This is a genomic window from Streptomyces sp. E-08 (assembly GCF_049913095.1).
Lineage (GTDB): Bacteria > Actinomycetota > Actinomycetes > Streptomycetales > Streptomycetaceae > Streptomyces.
In genome coordinates, this window is sequence record NZ_CP183971.1 from 6,625,705 (window position 1) to 6,641,446 (window position 15,742).

The 15,742-nt window shown below is 72.9% G+C and carries 20 protein-coding genes; 7 read left to right on the top strand and 13 right to left on the bottom strand.

Annotated elements, in window-relative coordinates; all coding sequences use genetic code 11:
• Positions 1 to 203: 203 nt before the first annotated feature.
• On the bottom strand, positions 204 to 809 hold the full coding sequence (locus tag ACN9MM_RS30455; protein ID WP_426366919.1) for a TetR/AcrR family transcriptional regulator: 606 nt from the start codon (positions 807 to 809) through the stop codon (positions 204 to 206).
• Between the two features lie 115 nt (positions 810 to 924).
• Here ACN9MM_RS30455 and ACN9MM_RS30460 point away from each other — a divergent pair, with 115 nt between their 5' ends.
• Positions 925 to 2,070 carry an acyl-CoA dehydrogenase family protein gene (locus ACN9MM_RS30460; protein ID WP_426366920.1) on the top strand — a complete coding sequence of 382 codons (1,146 nt, stop codon included), beginning with the start codon at positions 925 to 927 and terminating at the stop codon, positions 2,068 to 2,070.
• 217 nt (positions 2,071 to 2,287) lie between these two features.
• Here the strand turns inward: ACN9MM_RS30460 and ACN9MM_RS30465 are convergent, their stop codons facing one another.
• The 5 genes from ACN9MM_RS30465 to ACN9MM_RS30485 form a co-directional block, all read right to left on the bottom strand.
• Entirely contained in the window at positions 2,288 to 2,806 is a 519-nt protein-coding gene (locus ACN9MM_RS30465; protein WP_426366921.1) for a HEAT repeat domain-containing protein, read from the bottom strand.
• Positions 2,807 to 2,862: 56 nt separating this feature from the next.
• The gene (locus tag ACN9MM_RS30470; protein WP_426366922.1) at positions 2,863 to 3,006 is read right to left on the bottom strand and encodes a hypothetical protein; all 144 of its coding nucleotides are present in this window, start codon (positions 3,004 to 3,006) and stop codon (positions 2,863 to 2,865) included.
• A gap of 9 nt (positions 3,007 to 3,015) precedes the next feature.
• Positions 3,016 to 3,225 (bottom strand): hypothetical protein, encoded by a 210-nt coding sequence (locus ACN9MM_RS30475; RefSeq protein WP_426366923.1) that lies wholly within the window; start codon positions 3,223 to 3,225, stop codon positions 3,016 to 3,018.
• A 199-nt stretch (positions 3,226 to 3,424) separates the two neighbouring features.
• Entirely contained in the window at positions 3,425 to 3,604 is a 180-nt protein-coding gene (locus ACN9MM_RS30480; protein WP_426366924.1) for a hypothetical protein, read from the bottom strand.
• A gap of 477 nt (positions 3,605 to 4,081) precedes the next feature.
• A complete protein-coding gene (locus ACN9MM_RS30485; RefSeq protein WP_426366925.1) occupies positions 4,082 to 5,239 on the bottom strand; it encodes an MFS transporter in 1,158 nt (385 codons plus the stop codon).
• Positions 5,240 to 5,295: 56 nt separating this feature from the next.
• On the opposite strand from ACN9MM_RS30485, the gene ACN9MM_RS30490 reads away from it, so the two are divergent.
• On the top strand, positions 5,296 to 5,886 hold the full coding sequence (locus ACN9MM_RS30490) for a CGNR zinc finger domain-containing protein (protein ID WP_426366926.1): 591 nt from the start codon (positions 5,296 to 5,298) through the stop codon (positions 5,884 to 5,886).
• Here ACN9MM_RS30490 and ACN9MM_RS30495 read toward each other — a convergent pair.
• From ACN9MM_RS30495 to cynR, 3 genes are all read right to left on the bottom strand, one after another.
• Entirely contained in the window at positions 5,857 to 6,486 is a 630-nt protein-coding gene (locus tag ACN9MM_RS30495; RefSeq protein ID WP_426366927.1) for an ankyrin repeat domain-containing protein, read from the bottom strand. The genes ACN9MM_RS30490 and ACN9MM_RS30495 overlap by 30 nt on opposite strands.
• 37 nt (positions 6,487 to 6,523) lie before the next feature.
• Positions 6,524 to 7,090, bottom strand: coding sequence for a GlcG/HbpS family heme-binding protein (locus ACN9MM_RS30500; protein WP_426368864.1), 567 nt, complete (start codon positions 7,088 to 7,090; stop codon positions 6,524 to 6,526).
• Between the two features lie 151 nt (positions 7,091 to 7,241).
• Positions 7,242 to 8,150 (bottom strand): transcriptional regulator CynR, encoded by a 909-nt coding sequence (gene cynR / locus ACN9MM_RS30505; protein WP_426366928.1) that lies wholly within the window; start codon positions 8,148 to 8,150, stop codon positions 7,242 to 7,244.
• An 83-nt stretch (positions 8,151 to 8,233) separates the two neighbouring features.
• Here cynR and ACN9MM_RS30510 point away from each other — a divergent pair, with 83 nt between their 5' ends.
• The 5 genes from ACN9MM_RS30510 to ACN9MM_RS30530 all read left to right on the top strand — a co-directional run bounded on the left by ACN9MM_RS30510 (position 8,234) and on the right by ACN9MM_RS30530 (position 11,645).
• Entirely contained in the window at positions 8,234 to 8,830 is a 597-nt protein-coding gene (locus ACN9MM_RS30510; protein ID WP_426366929.1) for a carbonic anhydrase, read from the top strand.
• A gap of 43 nt (positions 8,831 to 8,873) precedes the next feature.
• A complete protein-coding gene (cynS, locus tag ACN9MM_RS30515) occupies positions 8,874 to 9,344 on the top strand; it encodes a cyanase (RefSeq protein WP_426366930.1) in 471 nt (156 codons plus the stop codon).
• 228 nt (positions 9,345 to 9,572) lie between these two features.
• Entirely contained in the window at positions 9,573 to 10,334 is a 762-nt protein-coding gene (locus tag ACN9MM_RS30520; protein ID WP_426366931.1) for an SDR family NAD(P)-dependent oxidoreductase, read from the top strand.
• Positions 10,335 to 10,422: 88 nt separating this feature from the next.
• Positions 10,423 to 11,130 carry a TetR family transcriptional regulator gene (locus ACN9MM_RS30525; RefSeq protein ID WP_352018860.1) on the top strand — a complete coding sequence of 236 codons (708 nt, stop codon included), beginning with the start codon at positions 10,423 to 10,425 and terminating at the stop codon, positions 11,128 to 11,130.
• 131 nt (positions 11,131 to 11,261) lie between these two features.
• Positions 11,262 to 11,645 (top strand): zinc ribbon domain-containing protein, encoded by a 384-nt coding sequence (locus tag ACN9MM_RS30530; protein ID WP_426366932.1) that lies wholly within the window; start codon positions 11,262 to 11,264, stop codon positions 11,643 to 11,645.
• 75 nt (positions 11,646 to 11,720) lie between these two features.
• Here the strand turns inward: ACN9MM_RS30530 and ACN9MM_RS30535 are convergent, their stop codons facing one another.
• The 4 genes from ACN9MM_RS30535 to ACN9MM_RS30550 all read right to left on the bottom strand — a co-directional run bounded on the left by ACN9MM_RS30535 (position 11,721) and on the right by ACN9MM_RS30550 (position 15,497).
• Entirely contained in the window at positions 11,721 to 12,677 is a 957-nt protein-coding gene (locus ACN9MM_RS30535; RefSeq protein WP_426366933.1) for an electron transfer flavoprotein subunit alpha/FixB family protein, read from the bottom strand.
• A gap of 33 nt (positions 12,678 to 12,710) precedes the next feature.
• Positions 12,711 to 13,496: an electron transfer flavoprotein subunit beta/FixA family protein gene (locus ACN9MM_RS30540; RefSeq protein ID WP_382873964.1), complete on the bottom strand. Its 786-nt coding sequence runs from the start codon at positions 13,494 to 13,496 to the stop codon at positions 12,711 to 12,713.
• A gap of 28 nt (positions 13,497 to 13,524) precedes the next feature.
• Entirely contained in the window at positions 13,525 to 14,691 is a 1,167-nt protein-coding gene (locus ACN9MM_RS30545; protein ID WP_266970386.1) for an acyl-CoA dehydrogenase family protein, read from the bottom strand.
• A 149-nt stretch (positions 14,692 to 14,840) separates the two neighbouring features.
• The gene (locus tag ACN9MM_RS30550) at positions 14,841 to 15,497 is read right to left on the bottom strand and encodes a ScbR family autoregulator-binding transcription factor (protein ID WP_426366934.1); all 657 of its coding nucleotides are present in this window, start codon (positions 15,495 to 15,497) and stop codon (positions 14,841 to 14,843) included.
• Between the last annotated feature and the right edge of the window lie 245 nt (positions 15,498 to 15,742).

Genomic DNA, 15,742 nt, shown 5'->3' on the forward strand with positions numbered 1-15,742 from the left:
TAGTGGATCACCTGCGCAGGGTGATCGAACCCGAACGGAAACCGGCCATGCGCGCGCGGCGGGGCGGTCGGGCCATGCGCGTCCGGCGGGTGGTCAGGCCCTCCTGCGCGTCCGGCCGGGCGCGCAGGTCTTGTGCGTCCGGCGGGTGGTCGGGCCCTGCGCGTCCGGTGGAGCGGTCCGACCATGCGCGTCCGGCCGGGCGCTCAGGCCCTGCGGAGTCCGCTGAGCAGCAGCTCGGCCAGCTGCTCGTACGCCTCGGCGTCGGCGAGCCCGGTCGCCGCGGCCACCTGGCGCCGCTGGATGCGGACCATCACCGAGGAGATGACGTCGGCCGCGAAGGTCACGTGCACCTCGCGGAACACCCCGGCCCGCACGCCCTCCTCGATGAGCTGCTGCACCCGGCCGGCCGCCGCGCGCGTGTTGCGCTCGTACACCTCCGCCGCCGGCTCGAAGGCGGCGACGTCGTCGAAGAACTGCGGCGAGACGGGCGCCAGCTCGGCCGAAACGGCGCGCAGATAGGCGGCGAGCCGCTCCGCCGGATCCGTCGCGGCGGCGAGGACCGCCTCGACCCGGGCCGTGGCGCGCCGGAAGAAGTGCACGACCGCCGCCCGGACCAGCTGCTCCTTGCTGCCGGCCAGGCCGTACAGCGTGCGCTTCGAGCAGCGCAGGCGCGCGGCGAGGTCGTCGAGCGTCAGCCGGGCGAAGCCCTCGCCGACGAGGAGGGCGACGAGCTCCTCGAAGAGGGCGGAGCGGCGCGCCGCTCCGCGGCCCGTCAGCTGGGGGGCGTCGGCGGCGGAGGTCTCGATCACTCCGCCATTATTCCAGGCCGCTCTTCCGGGGGGTTACGGCGGCACCCTTCTGCGCTACTCTCAGCGGTACTGCAGTACCTTTCCCAGTACCACTTTGCGCGCCGCTGGAGTCGCCATGGATGTCGACCGCCTGCTTCCCACCCCCGAGGCAGCGGACCTCATCGCCCTCACCCGGGAGATCGCCGACAAGGAGCTCTCTCCCCGGGTGGACGAGCACGAGGCCGCCGAGGCCTACCCGGAGGGTCTCTTCACGACCCTCGGCGAGGCCGGGCTCCTCGGCCTCCCGTACCCCGAGGAGTACGGCGGCGGAGGCCAGCCCTACGAGGTCTACCTCCAGGTCCTGGAGGAACTGGCCGCGCGCTGGGCCGCCGTCGCCGTCGCCACCAGCGTCCACACCCTCGCCTGTCACCCGCTCCACACCTTCGGCACGCCCGAGCAGAAGGAACGGTGGCTGCCCGCGATGCTGGAGGGCCGCACCATCGGCGGCTACAGCCTGTCCGAGCCCCAGGCCGGCTCCGACGCCGCCGCCCTCACCTGCAAGGCCGAGCGCCAGGACGACGGCAGCGGCTACCGGGTCACCGGCACCAAGGCGTGGATCACCCACGGCGGAAGGGCCGACTTCTACGCCCTGTTCGCCCGCACCGCCCCCGGCAGCCACGGCATCTCCTGCTTCCTCGCCCCCGGCGCCGCGGACGGCCTGAGCTTCGGCGCGCCCGAGCGCAAGATGGGACTCCAGGCGGTGCCGACGACGGCCGCCTACTGGGACGGCGCCCTCATCGAGGAGGACCGGCTCGTCGGCGACGAGGGTCAGGGCCTCCAGATCGCCTTCAGCGCCCTCGACAGCGGCCGCCTCGGCATCGCCGCCTGCGCCACGGGCCTGGCCCAGGCGGCCCTGGACGCGGCCGTGGCGTACGCCAACGAGCGCACGACCTTCGGCCGCCGGATCGTCGACCACCAGGGCCTGGGCTTCCTCCTCGCCGACATGGCCGCCGCCGTCGACGCGGCCCGCGCCACCTACCTGGACGCGGCGCGCCGGCGCGACCTGGGCCGCCCCTTCAGCCGGCAGGCGAGCGCGGCCAAGCTCATCGCGACCGACACGGCCATGAAGGTCACCACGGACGCCGTCCAGGTCTTCGGCGGCTACGGCTACACCCGCGACTTCCCGGTCGAGCGCTACATGCGCGAGGCGAAGATCACCCAGATCTTCGAGGGCACGAACCAGATCCAGCGCCTGGTGATCAGCCGGGGGCTCGCGCGCTAGGTGGGTCTCCGTCAGGAGAACCACGATGCGTCGAGGAGGGGCCCGCACCGAGTCGGTGCGGGCCCACTGAACAAGCTGTTCGACCAGTACCCCGAAGCCGCGGACGAGTACGCGATCGAATGCATGACGATGGAACCCGACATCCTGAAGCGTGACCCCACGCCGGAAAGGTGAAACCGCTGGTCACCAGGCCGGCTACACGGCCACGGCTCCGCGGTCAGAGCTCGCCGCGGCGTGCGAGCTGATTCAGCGCGTTCTCGCGGATGATCTCGTTCCCATCGTCGCGCAAACCTTCGAGGGCATCCCGGGTCTCCGGGCCGGGAATGGCGCCGAGGGCCCAGATCGCCTTCACCGCGAGCGCCCGGTTCTCGTCCCAGTCGAGGTGCTCGGGAACCCAGTGAGTCGCCAGGACCAGTGTCGGCACCGTCTCGGGCGAGCGGAGCCTGCCCAGCATGCGCACGATGTCCTCGTGGTCCCTGTGCCATTCGGCAGGGAACAGCTCGATCAACGGCTCCATGAACTCCTCGACCGAGGCGCCGGCGGCGGCATGGAGGATCAGCGCCATCTCGACGTCGTCGGCGTCCCGGCGTTCCATGGCGTCCCGGAGCAGCCGGAGCGCCAGGGTCCCGCCGTCGGACTCGCCGAAGTGGGCGAGCACCTCGTCGATCGTGCGCGTCCGACCCACACCTGGTACGAACGCCAGGTCCATGATCAGATCCTGCTCCTCAGGGGTCATCGCCTGATCGCCTCCCTGTCGTGAACGCCCCAGCTCTCGGGCGGACCCTAGCAAGATCACTCTCGGCGGGCGCCGCCCGCACTCGTGAACGTCGGCCTGCGGACTGTTCCGGGGACTCTCCGGCCGCTCTCCTCGGCGTCCGAGTCCTCGGCGCGGGCGCGGGCCATCAGGTCGTCGGCCAGGTGGTGCCCCCCTGCCACGCGCTGCCCTCAGGCCGCCTCGTACTGGTGCGCCCGCCCGCCCCGCCACTCGATCCACATCGGGTCGTCGAGGATCCGCTCGGCATCGGGCAGGCCTGCTCGCCGCAGGAACTCGACGAGGTCGTGGTCGTCGTGGGCCAGGCCGAGGATCTCCCCGCCGGCGGTGATGCGTCGGCCGCCGGTCGGGCTGGGGCGGTGGACGACTATCGGTGCACCCATCTCTCCAGGGTGCACCGGGCTCGGCCGCTGGAGCACGCCGACCTCGGAGTCGGGCCGGTGGAGCTCGCAGGTCCGGATGCCGCCGCCGGTGACGGCCGGCGGGCTCGCTCACGGGTGAGGGGCCCGTTGGGGGCGCTCCGGGTCCTGGCCCTGCCGTGCAGCGGCCACTCCGACCACCGCGACGCGTGGCGGCCGTGGCTCAGGCCGCCAGCCCCTGCCCGGCCTGTGTCGCCTCGGCCCATGCCGCCACGAGCACCTGATAGATCCGCTGCTCGTCGGCCGTCAGCGGGCGGCGCTGTTCGCCGGCGCGGGCCCACAGGGTGCGGATGGCGTCGTTCAGGGCGTCGGGGCTCGGGGTCTCTCTGTGTGCAACGGGCATGACGTCAAGGCTAGGGGCCCCCTCCATGTCCTCGGGGTCGAGCTGACAAAGCAGGCACCGAGCCGACGTGGGTTCCGCCACGTCGGCAGGCCGGAGCCGGGGAAGGCCGCCCCGGAACGGCCCGTGACGCCGCCTGCGCCGACAGATGCGTCGGATGTCACGGCCCCGGCTCGCGCCGGTCCGCTCAGTGCCAACCGGAGTACCCGCCGGAGTGTCCCCCGCCGCCTTCGCCAGGGTGCGTGAGGGTGTACAGGAACAGCCCCAGCACGACCAGCGCGAGCAGCACGGTCCAGACGGTGCCCGGGAGATCTGTGGAGCTCGGGTCCCGTGGAGGAACATCGCCCCGGTCCCCGGTGGCGCGTTCGTCGTCGCTCATTCCCCACCCCCGTTCGTATTCATGGCACTACTCCACGCAGCCGCCGTCAAGCCCCCCCGGCGCTCCGGGCGTGAACCGGGTCCCTCCGCCCCGGCAGCGGTTCAGCGCCGGGCGCGGGCGCGGACACGTGCCGCCGGGGCGGCCGCGAACAGGGCCGTCGCCGTCGCCGCCGCCAGGGCGGCCGGGAGCGACCACGCCGCCAGGGGGCCCGCCGCCGCAGCCCCGAGCGCGAAGCCGGTGATCTTGAGACTGGCGCCGGTGGCGAAGACCTGGCCTCGCAGAGGCTCCGGCGCCTCCCGGTGCCGTACCGCGAACAGGGCGGTGAGCTGCGGTCCCTCGCCGAGCCCCGAGACGAGGAACGCGGCCACCAGGACCGCGGGCTCACCCGCCAGGGCGAGGGCGGGAGCGAGGGCCTGGACCAGCGCCCCGGCCCGTACGAGGGCGTCGGGCGGGAGGGGTGGCGGGAAGCGGGCGAGCAGGGCGTCGGCGGCGAGCGCGGAGACCGCCGCGCAGGAGAGGAGTGCCGCCCCGCGGCCCGCCCCGCCGAGGACCCGTTCACCCAGGAGAGGGACGCAGGCCGTCAGCATGCCCTGGGCGACGCAGGAGACGACGGAGGTACGGGTCGCCCGGGCCAGGCTCCGGTTCCGGAGGAGAGTGCGCGCCCCGGCGGCGAGGGCGCCGAGGACCGCCCGCGACGCCTCGGCGCTCCGGGGCCGCGCGGGGAGGACCCAGGCGGCCGGGGCCGCCGCGGCGACGAGGGCCGCCGCGAGCACCACGGCCGTGGGCGCCCCCAGGGCCTCCGCCGCCCCGCCCGCGAGGGCGGGGCCCGCCAGGGCCGCAGCGCCGAACGACATCGCGTCGAGGGCGTTGGCCCGGGACAGCCGGTCCTCCGCCGCCACGGCGGGCAACTGGGCGGACCAGCCTCCCGAGAGGGCCGGCCCGGCCAGGCCCGTCAGGATCGCCGTCGCCACGGTGACGGGGAACGGAAGGCGGCCGAGTCCCCCGATCACGAGCGCGAGGCCCCCCGCGTAGAGGGCGAGCGCCCCGGCCAGCAGGCGGCCCGGTCGTGCCGCTCCGTCCAGGAGTGCCCCCAGCACCGGTCCGCCGAGCGCGGAGGCGAGGCTGGTGCCCGCGAGCAGGGCCGATGCCTCGCTGGTGGATCCGGCGACCGCGAATCCGGCGAGGAGCAGCGCCGGTCCCGCCGCCTCGTCCCCGGTACGGGCCACCAGGGCTCCGGTCAGATACGTGTGGGTCCGCATCCGCAGGACCGTACGGAGGTAACTCAAAACTCCGCAAGATGCGTTACATTCCGGGGATGTCCGCCACCGCCGACGACTGGCCCACCCGCCACTCCGTCCTGACGACGGCCCGCCGCACCGCCGCCCTCCTCAACGTGCTCGCGGACGACCGGCCCGACCCGGACGACGTGGCCGCCGTGCTGGTGGAGTACGGGGAGGCAGGCCCCCTCGCGCTCGGGCCCGGGGAGGTCGCCGGGATGCGCGCAGCCGCCGCCCTGGTCCGCGAGGTCTTCGCCGCCGCGAGCACCGACGAGGCCGCCGCCGTCCTCAACCGGCTCCTGCGCGAGCACACCGGGCCGCTCCGGCTCACCTCGCACGGCGGCACCGCGCCCTGGCACGCCCACGTCGACCGGGACGACGACGCCCCCTGGGCGGACTGGCTGCTCGCCTCCTCCTGCATGGCGCTCGCCGTCCTCGTCTGGGACCGGCAGCGCCCGCCCGGCGGGACCTGCGCCTCGGGCAGCTGCCGGAACGTCTTCGTCGCCCAGGGCAGCGGCCCGGAGCGCCGCTACTGCTCCCGTCGCTGTGCCACCCGCGAGCGCGTCGCGGCCCACCGGGGCCGGCAGTCCGCCGGAGGCTCAGGCGACCCCGCGCAGGGCCCCTCGTGAGCCCGCGGCCGCTGCCCTGAGGAGGGTGGCGATCTCGGTCAGGCCGTGGCGCTCGGCGTGGTGGAGGGCCGTGCGGCCGTACGGGTCGGGGAGTTCCGGGTCGGCGCCCGCCGTCAGGAGGAGCGCGACCACGTCCTGGTGGGCGCGTGCGCCCGAGCCGAGGATCACGGCCTCCAGGAGCGCCGTCCAGCCCAGCCGGTTGACGTGGTCGACGTCGATCGCCGTCTCGTGGAGCACCGCGCGGACGTACGGCACGTGGCCGCGTTCCGCCGCGGGGATGAGCGCGGTGCCGCCGTAGCGGTTGGTCAGCCGCAGGTCGGGGCCCGCCGGGAGCAGGGCCCGCATCATGGCGACGCTGCCCGTGACGCCGGTGACCAGCCACGGGCTGTCGGACCGGTCGTCCTGGGCGTTCGGGTCGGCGCCCGCGGCGAGCAGCGCCCGCGCGGCGGGGACGTGGTCGCGCAGCGCGGCCCGCAGCAGCGGGGTGCGGCGGTGCCGGTCGCGGACGTCGACGCGGGCGCCCGCGTCGAGGGCCGCGCGGACGGCGACGGTGTCACCGCGCGCGGCGGCCGCCAGAAGGGTGTGGTCGAGCGCGTTCATGGCGGGTTTCCTCGTACGCGGGCGCGGGCCCCGGGGCCTACTTGCCGAGGGAGGCGACGCCGGCCTGGGCGAACTTCTCGTCGAGGTCGCCGGAGGGGGCGCCGGCGACGCCGATGCCGGCGATCGGGGCGCCCTTGGCGGTGACGGGGGCGCCGCCGGCGAGGAAGAGGGTGCCGGGGATGTCCTTCAGGGTCGGCGCGTCGGCCAGGCGGCCGGCGAGGACGGAGGTCGGGGCGTTCCAGGAGACGGCGGTGTACGCCTTCTTCTCGGCCGACTCGTAGGACTGCGGGCCCGCGCCGTCGCCGCGCAGGGTGACGAGGGTGTTGCCGTTGCGGTCGACGACTGCGACGGAGACGCGCTGGTTCTCCTTCTCGGCGGCGTCCAGGGTCGCCTGCGCGGCCTTCGTGGCGGCCTCGATCGTCAGGTGCGTGGTGCGGGTCGTGTTCTTGTTCTTGGCGTCCGCCTTGGCGACGGCGGCGGCCGGCGCTGCGGCGGTGTCCTCGCCGGTGGCGCTCGCGGAGTAGGCCCCGAAGCCGCCGAGGGCGAGGGCGGCGACGATCGCGCCACCGGTCACGACACGGGTGCGCGAGGAGGCCTTCTTCACGTGCTTCATGGGATCTGCTCCAGTGAACTCGGGGAACCGCGGGGGCCGCGGGAAACCGTGGCCCGCTCTCCTCTCCATCCTGGGCGCGCGACCCGCCGCCGTCCGTCGGCGTCCCGGCTGCCTCCGGCGCCCGCAACGGTGGACCCCGGGGTCATCCGATCGGTCGACCCCACCCCTCCGTCCCCCACCCGGCCGCGAGTTCGGTGAAGGCGCCCGCCGCCGCGCTCCGGTAGCCGGCCGCGCGCCGCAGGAGGGCGACCGCACGGGACGGGAGCGCGGGGGAGAGCGGCACCGGGCTCAGCCAGGGATGGTCCCGGGTGACGGCGTCGGGCAGGACCGTGGCCAGCGTGGTGCGCCGGACGATCTCGGTGAGCGCGGTCACGGAGTTGGCCTCCACCGCGATCACCGGCCGGACGCGGTGCTCGGAGACGTACGCGTCGATGTGCAGCCGGGTGGCGAAGTCCGCGCTGAGCAGCGCCAGATGGTGTCCGGTCAGCTCGTCGGCCCGTACCGGCTCCGTCCGTCCGGCGAAGGGATGGGCGGGGCCCACGACGAGACCGAGGGTCTCCGTGAACAGCTCCGTGGCCTCGACGCCCGGGAGGTGCTCGCCGTGGAAGGCGACGCCCAGGTCCAGCCGGTCGTCGAGGAGTTCGGCCTCGATGCGGTCCTGGGGCAGCTCCCGCACCTCGACGCCGATGCCCGGATGGCGGGTGTGGAAGCCGGCGACCAGGGGGCCGGTGAGGTACGCGGTGAACGTGGGCGTGACGGCGAGCCGGAGGTGGCCCCGGGACAGGTCCCGCACGTCGAGCACCGCCCGCTCGCCCGCCGCCAGGTCCCGCAGGGCGCGCCGGGCGTGGCGCGCATATGTCTCCCCGGCGTCCGTGAGGCGCACGGTGCGGCCGGTGCGGTCCAGGAGCTGCGCCCCGAGGGCCTTCTCCAGCTGCTTGATCTGCTGGGACAGCGTGGGCTGGGCGATGCGGAGCTCCTCGGCGGCCCGGGTGAAGCCGGCGTGCTCGGCGACGGCGAGCAGATAGCGGAGATGGCGGAGTTCCGGCTGCATGGCATCCACTATAGATCGCATCTATGGCAGATATCGACAACAGGTCTTGGACGCTATAGGTGCTGGTCGTGCACGGTAGGGACATGCCCCACTTCGCCGAGGGAATCGCCCGCTTCCAGCGGGAGGTCTTCCCTGCCAAGGCCGGCCTCTTCGCCCGCCTGGCCACCGCCCACCGGCCCGCCACGCTGTTCATCGGCTGCTCGGACGCCCGTGTCGTACCCGAACTGATCACCCAGACCGATCCCGGCGAGCTCTTCGTCATCCGCACCGCCGGCAACCTCGTCCCCGCGCACACCCCGGGCGCGGACGGCGTCACCGCCGGTGTCGAGTACGCCGTCACCGTCCTGGGCGTGCGGGACATCGTCGTCTGCGGGCACTCCGCCTGCGGCGCGATGACCGCGCTCGCCGAGGGCCACGACCTGAGCGCGGCGCCCGCCGTCGCCGCCTGGCTGCGGCACGCCGATGCCTCCGTCGCCCGCGCGGCGGCCGGCGGGACGGTCGACGTGGCCGCCCTGGTCCGGGAGAACGTCGCCGCGCAGCTGGCGAACCTGGCCACCCACCCCTCGGTGGCCCGCGCCCTGGCCGCCGGCGAGGTGCGGCTTCACGGCTGGGTCTACGACATCGCCGACGGCACCGTCGAGGAACTCCCCGCCGCGGCCCAACCCGCGCTCGCCGCCTGATCCTCCGCAACGCACACCACCCGAAGGAAAGGACGTACCACTCATGGTGCACTCCCAGTTCGACCCCACCGCCCGCCGCACCCTCGCGATCGCCGCCGTCGACGCCAAGATCCGCAAGGACCTGAGCTGGCAGCAGATCGCGGACGTCTCCGGGCACTCCGTCGCCTTCACCACCGCCGCCGTCCTCGGACAGCACGCCCTGCCGGAGGAGTCCGCCCGGGCCGTCGCCGAGCTCCTCGGCCTCGACGAGGACGCGGTGCGCCTGCTGCGCACGATCCCCACGCGCGGCTCCCTCGACGGCGCCGTCCCCACCGACCCGACCGTCTACCGCTTCTACGAGATGCTCCAGGTCTACGGCACCACGCTCAAGGAGCTCGTGCACGAGCAGTTCGGCGACGGGATCATCTCGGCGATCAACTTCAGGCTGGACGTGAAGAAGGTCGCCGACCCGGAGGGCGGCGAGCGCGCCGTCATCACCCTGGACGGCAAGTACCTGCCGACCAAGCCCTTCTGACGAGGCTCCGGGCAGGGGCCGGCCGCCGCGGCCGGCCCCCGTCCCGGCGGGGCCGGGGAAGTCGTCCCGGAGCGCCCGCGTCGGCCTCCGCTTCCGGGGGCGCCGCACACGGTTCTATGGTGGGCGGCGCAGATCGCGCGGACCGCGCGGTCCTCCGCGGGCACGCGCCCGATCCGGCGGCCAACCCGGCGGCAGGGTCGCTCCCGCACGACACGAACGAGGAGTTCCATGGACATCGCCGGCTCCGCCGCTCTCGTCACCGGCGCCGCCTCCGGCCTCGGCGCCGCCACCGCCGCCGCGCTCGCCGCGCGCGGCGCCACCGTCTACGGCCTGGACCTGGACAAGGCCGTGGCCGCCGCGGAGGCGCTCCCCGAGGGCGTCCGGCTGCTCGCCGCGGACGTCACCGACGAGGACCAGGTGCGCGAGGCGCTCGCCGCGATCGACGCCGACGGCGCCGAACTGCGGCTCGCCGTGAACTGCGCCGGCATCGCCCCCTCCGCCCGCATCCTGGGCCGTAAGGGACCGCACGACCTCGACCTGTTCCGTGCGGTGCTCAACGTCAACCTGCTCGGCACCTTCAACGTGATGCGGCTCGCCGCCGAGGCCATCGCCCGCCACGAGCCGGACGAGCACGGGCAGCGCGGCCTCGTCGTCAACACCGCCTCGATCGCCGCCTTCGAGGGCCAGGTCGGCCAGATCGCGTACGCCGCCTCCAAGGCGGGCGTCGCCGGCATGACCGTCACCGCCGCCCGCGACCTGGCCCAGTTCGGCATCCGGGTCGTCACCATCGCCCCCGGCATCGTCGACACCCCGATGATGGCCGGGTTCGGCGAGGACGTCCGGGCCGGTCTCGCCGCGAGCGTCACCTTCCCGCAGCGCCTCGCGCGCCCGGAGGAGTACGCCCGGCTCGTGACGATGATCGCCGAGCACGACTACCTCAACGGCGAGACGATCCGGATGGACGGCGCCCTGCGGATGACCGCCCGCTGAGCCTCCGTACCCCCCTGGCAGCACTCGGTGTCGGAACTATCCGGCACCGAGTGCCGCGCCGATGTGCTGCGAATGTTAGGTTCGGGCCATGGGAACAGCGTCGACGAACTCCACGAAGCCCGCGATGCGGGACTCCCTCATCGCCGCGGCCTTCCAGCTCTTCCTGGAGCGGGGCTACGAGCAGACCACCGTCGACGACATCGTCACGCTCGCGGGCGTCGGCCGGCGGTCCTTCTTCCGGTACTTCCCGTCGAAGGAGGACGTGGTCTTCCCCGACCACGAGCAGTGCCTCGCCGACATGACCCGCTTCCTCGCCGCGAGCGCCGACTCCGACGACCCGGTCGTCCGCGTCTGCGACGCCGCCCGCCTCGTCATGCGGATGTACGCCGAGAACCCCACCTTCTCCGTGCAGCGCTACCGGCTCACCCGCGAGGTGGCCGGACTGCGCACCTACGAGCTGTCGGTGGTCTGGCGGTACGAGAAGACCCTCGGCGACTACCTGCGCACCCGCTGGGCCGACCGCAGGGACGGCACTCTGCGCGCCAACGTCGTCGCGGCGGCCGTGGTCGCCGCCCACAACCACGCCCTGCGGCACTGGCTGCGCTCGGGCGGCGAGGGCGACCCGCTGGCCGAGGTCGACGGGGCCCTGGAGTTCGTCCGCTCCACCTGGGCCACCGGGCAGGTCGTGGACGCCCCGGCCGAGGAGGCGGAGGACGTCGTCGTGGTGATCACCAAGCGCTCCACCCCCATGTGGCGCGTGGTGCGCGAGGTGGAGTCGAGCCTCGGTGAGGGCTGAGGGACTCGTCGTATCACCCAAGGGTTCTCAGTATCTCTAATTGAGGGAACTCAGGTCTTTATTTGATGGCACTCAGTGCCATATCTTGGCTCCATGCACGGTCGAGCCGCCGAGTGCAAGGAGAAGGCATCGTGTTCCACACGGGACTGAGGAGCGGGACCGCCGTCCAGGCAGACGAGCCGGCCCCCGAATCCGAGCTGTACTTCCAGCGCTGCCGCTGGTGCCACACCACCACGTTCCAGCGCCTGCTCTGTCCGACCTGCGGGTCGACCGACCTCGCGCCCGAACTCAGCGAGGGCGAGGGCGTGATCTCCGTGCGCCGCGGGGTCGCCGCCGCCGACGCCGACCTCTGGCCGGTCCACATGACGGAGGGCTTCGTGGTCCGCTGCCGGGTCGACGGACCGCCGCACGCGGTGCGCCCGGGGGTCAGGGTCAAGGTCTCCGGGACCGCGCTCTCCGGGCGCAGGCCGGTCGTGCGGCTCTGCGAGGAGGTCCCGCTCGACGGCTGGTACTGAGCGCGGACACGACGAGAGGGGCGGGTGGCACAGAGTGCCACCCGCCCCTCTCGTCGTGTGAGGACGACGGTGAGGTCAGCGCGCGCCGATCTCGTCCGTCAACTGCGGCAGCACCTCGAAGAGGTCGCCGACCACGCCGTAGTCGACCAGGTCGAAGATCGGGGCCTCGGGGTCCTTGTTGACCGCGACGATCGTCTTCGAGGTCTGCATGCCGGCCCGGTGCTGGATCGCGCCGGAGATGCCCGCCGCCACGTACAGCTGCGGCGAGACCTGCTTGCCGGTCTGGCCGACCTGGTTGGAGTGCGGGTACCAGCCGGCGTCCACGGCGGCGCGGGAGGCGCCGACGGCCGCGCCGAGCGAGTCGGCGAGCTTCTCGACGACCGCGAAGCCCTCGGCCGCGCCGACACCGCGGCCGCCGGAGACCACGATCGCGGACTCGGTGAGCTCGGGGCGGCCGGTGGAGACGCGCGGGGTGCGCGAGACGACCTTGGCGGCGTTGCCGGTGAAGGCGACGGTGACGTTCTCGACCGCACCCGCGGCCGGAGCGGCCTCCGGGGCGGCGGAGTTCGGCTTGACGGTGATGACCGGGACGCCGTGCGAGACCGTCGACCGCACCTGGTACGAGGCGGCGAAGACGGACTGGGTGGCGACCGGGCCGTTCTCGCCGGCCTCCAGCTCCACGGCGTCGGTGATCAGACCGGAGCCGAGGCGGAGCGCGACGCGGGCCGCGATCTCCTTGCCCTCGCCGGAGGAGGTCACCAGGACGGCGGCCGCCCCCTTCTCCTTGGCCAGCTGGGTCAGCGCGTCGACCTTCGGGACGACGAGCTGCTCGGTGAACTCGGCGCCGTCCGCGACGTACACGGTGGCGGCGCCGTACTCGCCGGCCGCGGCGGCGATCGAGGCCGCGGCCTCGCCGGCGCCGAGGACGACCGCCGAGGGCTCGCCGACGCGGCGGGCCAGGGTCAGCAGTTCGAGGGCCGGCTTGCGGACCGCACCGTCGGCGTGGTCCACGAGAACCAGGATCTCAGCCATGATTCCTTGCTCCTGAGGTGGGATGACGGTGGGTCAGATGAACTTCTGGGTGGCGAGGAAGGCGGCGAGCTGCTTGCCGCCGTCGCCCTCGTCCGTGACGATCGTGCCCTGGGTGCGGGCCGGGCGGGCGGCCACGGTGTCGACCAGGGTCCAGGACCCGGCGAGGCCGACCTCGTCGGCGTCGATGTCCAGGTCGTCCAGGTCCAGCTCCTCGACCGGCTTCTTCTTGGCGGCCATGATCCCCTTGAAGGAGGGGTAACGGGCCTCGCCGGACTGGTCGGTGACCGAGACGACGGCCGGCAGCGGGGCCTCCAGGAGCTCGGTCGCGGCGTCGCCGTCACGGCGGCCCTTCACGAGACCGTCCTCGACGGAGAGCTCCGACAACAGGGTGACCTGCGGCAGGCTCAGGCGCTCGGCGAGCAGCGCGGGCAGGACGCCCATCGTGCCGTCGGTCGAGGCCATGCCGCAGACGACCAGGTCGAAGCCGGTCTTCTCCAGGGCCTTGGCCAGGATCGCGGAGGTGGCGATGACGTCGGAGCCGTGGATGTCCTCGTCGTTGACGTGGACGGCCTTGTCGGCGCCCATCGACAGCGCCTTGCGCAGCGCGTCCTTGGCGTCGTCCGGGCCGACCGTCACGACGGTGACCTCGGCGTCGTCGGACTCCTCGGAGATGCGCAGAGCCTGCTCGACCGCGTACTCGTCGAGCTCCGAGAGCAGCCCGTCGACGGCCTCACGGTCGGTCGTCAGGTCGTCGGCGAAACCGCGGTCGCCGGTCGCGTCGGGGACGTACTTCACACAGACAGCGATCTTCAGGGTCACGGCCTGTCTCCTTTCGAGAGGCTGGTGGTTACGGGAGGTTGCGGGCCATGACGATGCGCTGGACCTGGTTGGTGCCTTCGTAGATCTGGGTGATCTTGGCGTCGCGCATCATGCGCTCGACGGGGTAGTCGCGGGTGTAGCCGTAGCCGCCGAGGAGCTGGACGGCGTCGGTGGTGACCTCCATGGCGACGTCGGAGGCGAAGCACTTGGCGGCGGCGCCGAAGAAGGTGAGGTCTTCCTTGTCGCCTCCGGCGGACACGCGCTCGGACTTGGCGGCGGCGGCGTAGGTGAGCTGGCGGGCGGCCTCGAGCTTCATGGCCATGTCGGCGAGCATGAACTGCACGCCCTGGAAGTCGGCGATGGGCTTGCCGAACTGCTTGCGCTCCTTGACGTAGCCCTTGGCGTAGTCGAGGGCGCCCTGGGCGATGCCGATGGCCTGGGCGGCGATGGTGATGCGGGTGTGGTCGAGGGTCTTCATGGCGGTGGCGAAGCCGGTGCCCTCGGCGCCGATCATGCGGTCGGCGGGGATGCGGACGTTGTCGAGGTAGACCTCGCGGGTGGGGGAGCCCTTGATGCCGAGCTTCTTCTCCGGGGCGCCGAAGGAGACGCCCTCGTCGGACTTCTCCACGACGAAGGCGCTGATGCCCTTGGACCGCTTGTCGGGGTCGGTGACGGCCATCACGGTGTAGTACTCGGAGACGCCGGCGTTGGTGATCCACCGCTTGACGCCGTTGAGGACCCAGAAGTCGCCGTCGCGCACGGCGCGGGTCTTCATGCCGGCCGCGTCGGAGCCCGCGTCGGGCTCGGACAGGGCGTAGGAGAACATCGCGTCGCCCTTGGCGAGCGGGCCGAGGTACTTGTGCTTGAGCTCCTCGGAGCCGGACAGGATCACCGGCAGCGAGCCCAGCTTGTTGACGGCCGGGATCAGCGAGGACGAGCCGCACGCGCGCGCGACCTCCTCGATCACGATCACCGTCGCGAGCGCGTCCGCGCCGGCGCCGCCGTAGGTCTCGGGGACGTGCACGGCGTGCAGGTCGTTGGCGACCAGCGCGTCCAGGGCCTCCTGCGGGAACCGGCCCTCCTCGTCCACCGCCGCCGCGAACGGAACGATCTTCGCCTCCGCGAGGGCACGCACCGACTCCCGGAGCATGTCGTGCTCCTCGGAAGGCCGATACAGGTCGAAGTCCTTACCCATGATGTGGAGCTCCCCTAGACGCTTGTGGCACTGAGTACCCTCAGCAAAACACACTCAGTGCCATGACGCCAGAGCGCCCCGACGCTGTTCTGCGTCGGGGCGCTCTGTACCGGCCGGTCGGTTTTCTTGACGGGGACGTCCGTGGGCGATCAGCCCGCGTGGCGGAGCTTGCTCGCGTCGTATTCCACCGCGAGCTGCCGGGCGCGACCCTCGGTCAGGTCGAGGCCGGTCAGCAGCGCCGGCGTGCAGATGCTGGGCAGCAGGCACTGCAGCAGGACCGCGACCCGGTGGAGCAGGTCATTGCGATCACACAGGATCTGGGACATCGTCTGGATCCCCGCGTACGCGCCCGCGAAGAGCTCCGCGATGTCCTTCACGTCCACGTGGACGAGGACTTCCCCCCGTGACTTCGCGACGGTCAGGATCTCCGACGCCTGATCGGTCCACGCCCGGAAGGGTGCCGCGCGGTCCACGCTGACGGCGCCGCTGTCCAGGGTCAGTGCCACGCTGGCGCGCACGAGTGCGTCGTGCTGCATCCGGTGGGCGAGCAGGAAGGCCTGGTCCGCGAGTTCCTGGAGCTTGATGGCCTGAGGCGGCATCGGCTCGTCCAGCATCTGGGCGTCGAGCACGCCGAGGGCGAGATCTTCCTTGGAGGTGAAGTGGAAGTAGAGCGCCCCCTTGGTCACCCCGGCGCGCACCAGGATCTCTCCGATGGTCGTCCGCTCGTAGCCGCGCTCCGCGAAGACGGTCGCGGCCGACTCCAGGATCGCCCGTCGGGTCTTGATTGCACGCGCTTGCTGTGCCAAGGCGCCTCCCGCTGTATCGCTGTCTGTGCTCGTGGTGTGACGTGAAGCATTGAAAAGAAAACCGGGCTGTACGTATTCTAGGCCGGGCCAACGCGCCGCCCAGGGGTGCGGGGACTCTAGCGGATCGATGGGTCGGATCTCTCGGAGAGAGAGACCATCCGCGTCCCAGGACGGTTCGTTCGCGAAATCACCATGCTCGTCGCTCAGGCCGAATTCGGGGTACCCGCCGAGGATCAGTTCGTCAT

Bases quoted from the DNA above. Each gene is read 5' to 3' on its own strand.
- ACN9MM_RS30490 (WP_426366926.1), top strand. From the start codon at position 5,296: ATGTCCGCCACCGCCGACGACTGGCCCACCCGCCACTCCGTCCTGACG.
- ACN9MM_RS30460 (WP_426366920.1), top strand. From the start codon at position 925: ATGGATGTCGACCGCCTGCTTCCCACCCCCGAGGCAGCGGACCTCATC.
- ACN9MM_RS30510 (WP_426366929.1), top strand. From the start codon at position 8,234: ATGCCCCACTTCGCCGAGGGAATCGCCCGCTTCCAGCGGGAGGTCTTC.
- ACN9MM_RS30475 (WP_426366923.1), bottom strand. From the start codon at position 3,225: ATGGGTGCACCGATAGTCGTCCACCGCCCCAGCCCGACCGGCGGCCGA.
- ACN9MM_RS30495 (WP_426366927.1), bottom strand. From the start codon at position 6,486: ATGAACGCGCTCGACCACACCCTTCTGGCGGCCGCCGCGCGCGGTGAC.
- cynR (WP_426366928.1), bottom strand. From the start codon at position 8,150: ATGCAGCCGGAACTCCGCCATCTCCGCTATCTGCTCGCCGTCGCCGAG.
- ACN9MM_RS30485 (WP_426366925.1), bottom strand. From the start codon at position 5,239: ATGCGGACCCACACGTATCTGACCGGAGCCCTGGTGGCCCGTACCGGG.
- ACN9MM_RS30535 (WP_426366933.1), bottom strand. From the start codon at position 12,677: ATGGCTGAGATCCTGGTTCTCGTGGACCACGCCGACGGTGCGGTCCGC.
- ACN9MM_RS30480 (WP_426366924.1), bottom strand. From the start codon at position 3,604: ATGCCCGTTGCACACAGAGAGACCCCGAGCCCCGACGCCCTGAACGAC.
- cynS (WP_426366930.1), top strand. From the start codon at position 8,874: ATGGTGCACTCCCAGTTCGACCCCACCGCCCGCCGCACCCTCGCGATC.
- ACN9MM_RS30520 (WP_426366931.1), top strand. From the start codon at position 9,573: ATGGACATCGCCGGCTCCGCCGCTCTCGTCACCGGCGCCGCCTCCGGC.
- ACN9MM_RS30525 (WP_352018860.1), top strand. From the start codon at position 10,423: ATGGGAACAGCGTCGACGAACTCCACGAAGCCCGCGATGCGGGACTCC.
- ACN9MM_RS30545 (WP_266970386.1), bottom strand. From the start codon at position 14,691: ATGGGTAAGGACTTCGACCTGTATCGGCCTTCCGAGGAGCACGACATG.
- ACN9MM_RS30465 (WP_426366921.1), bottom strand. From the start codon at position 2,806: ATGACCCCTGAGGAGCAGGATCTGATCATGGACCTGGCGTTCGTACCA.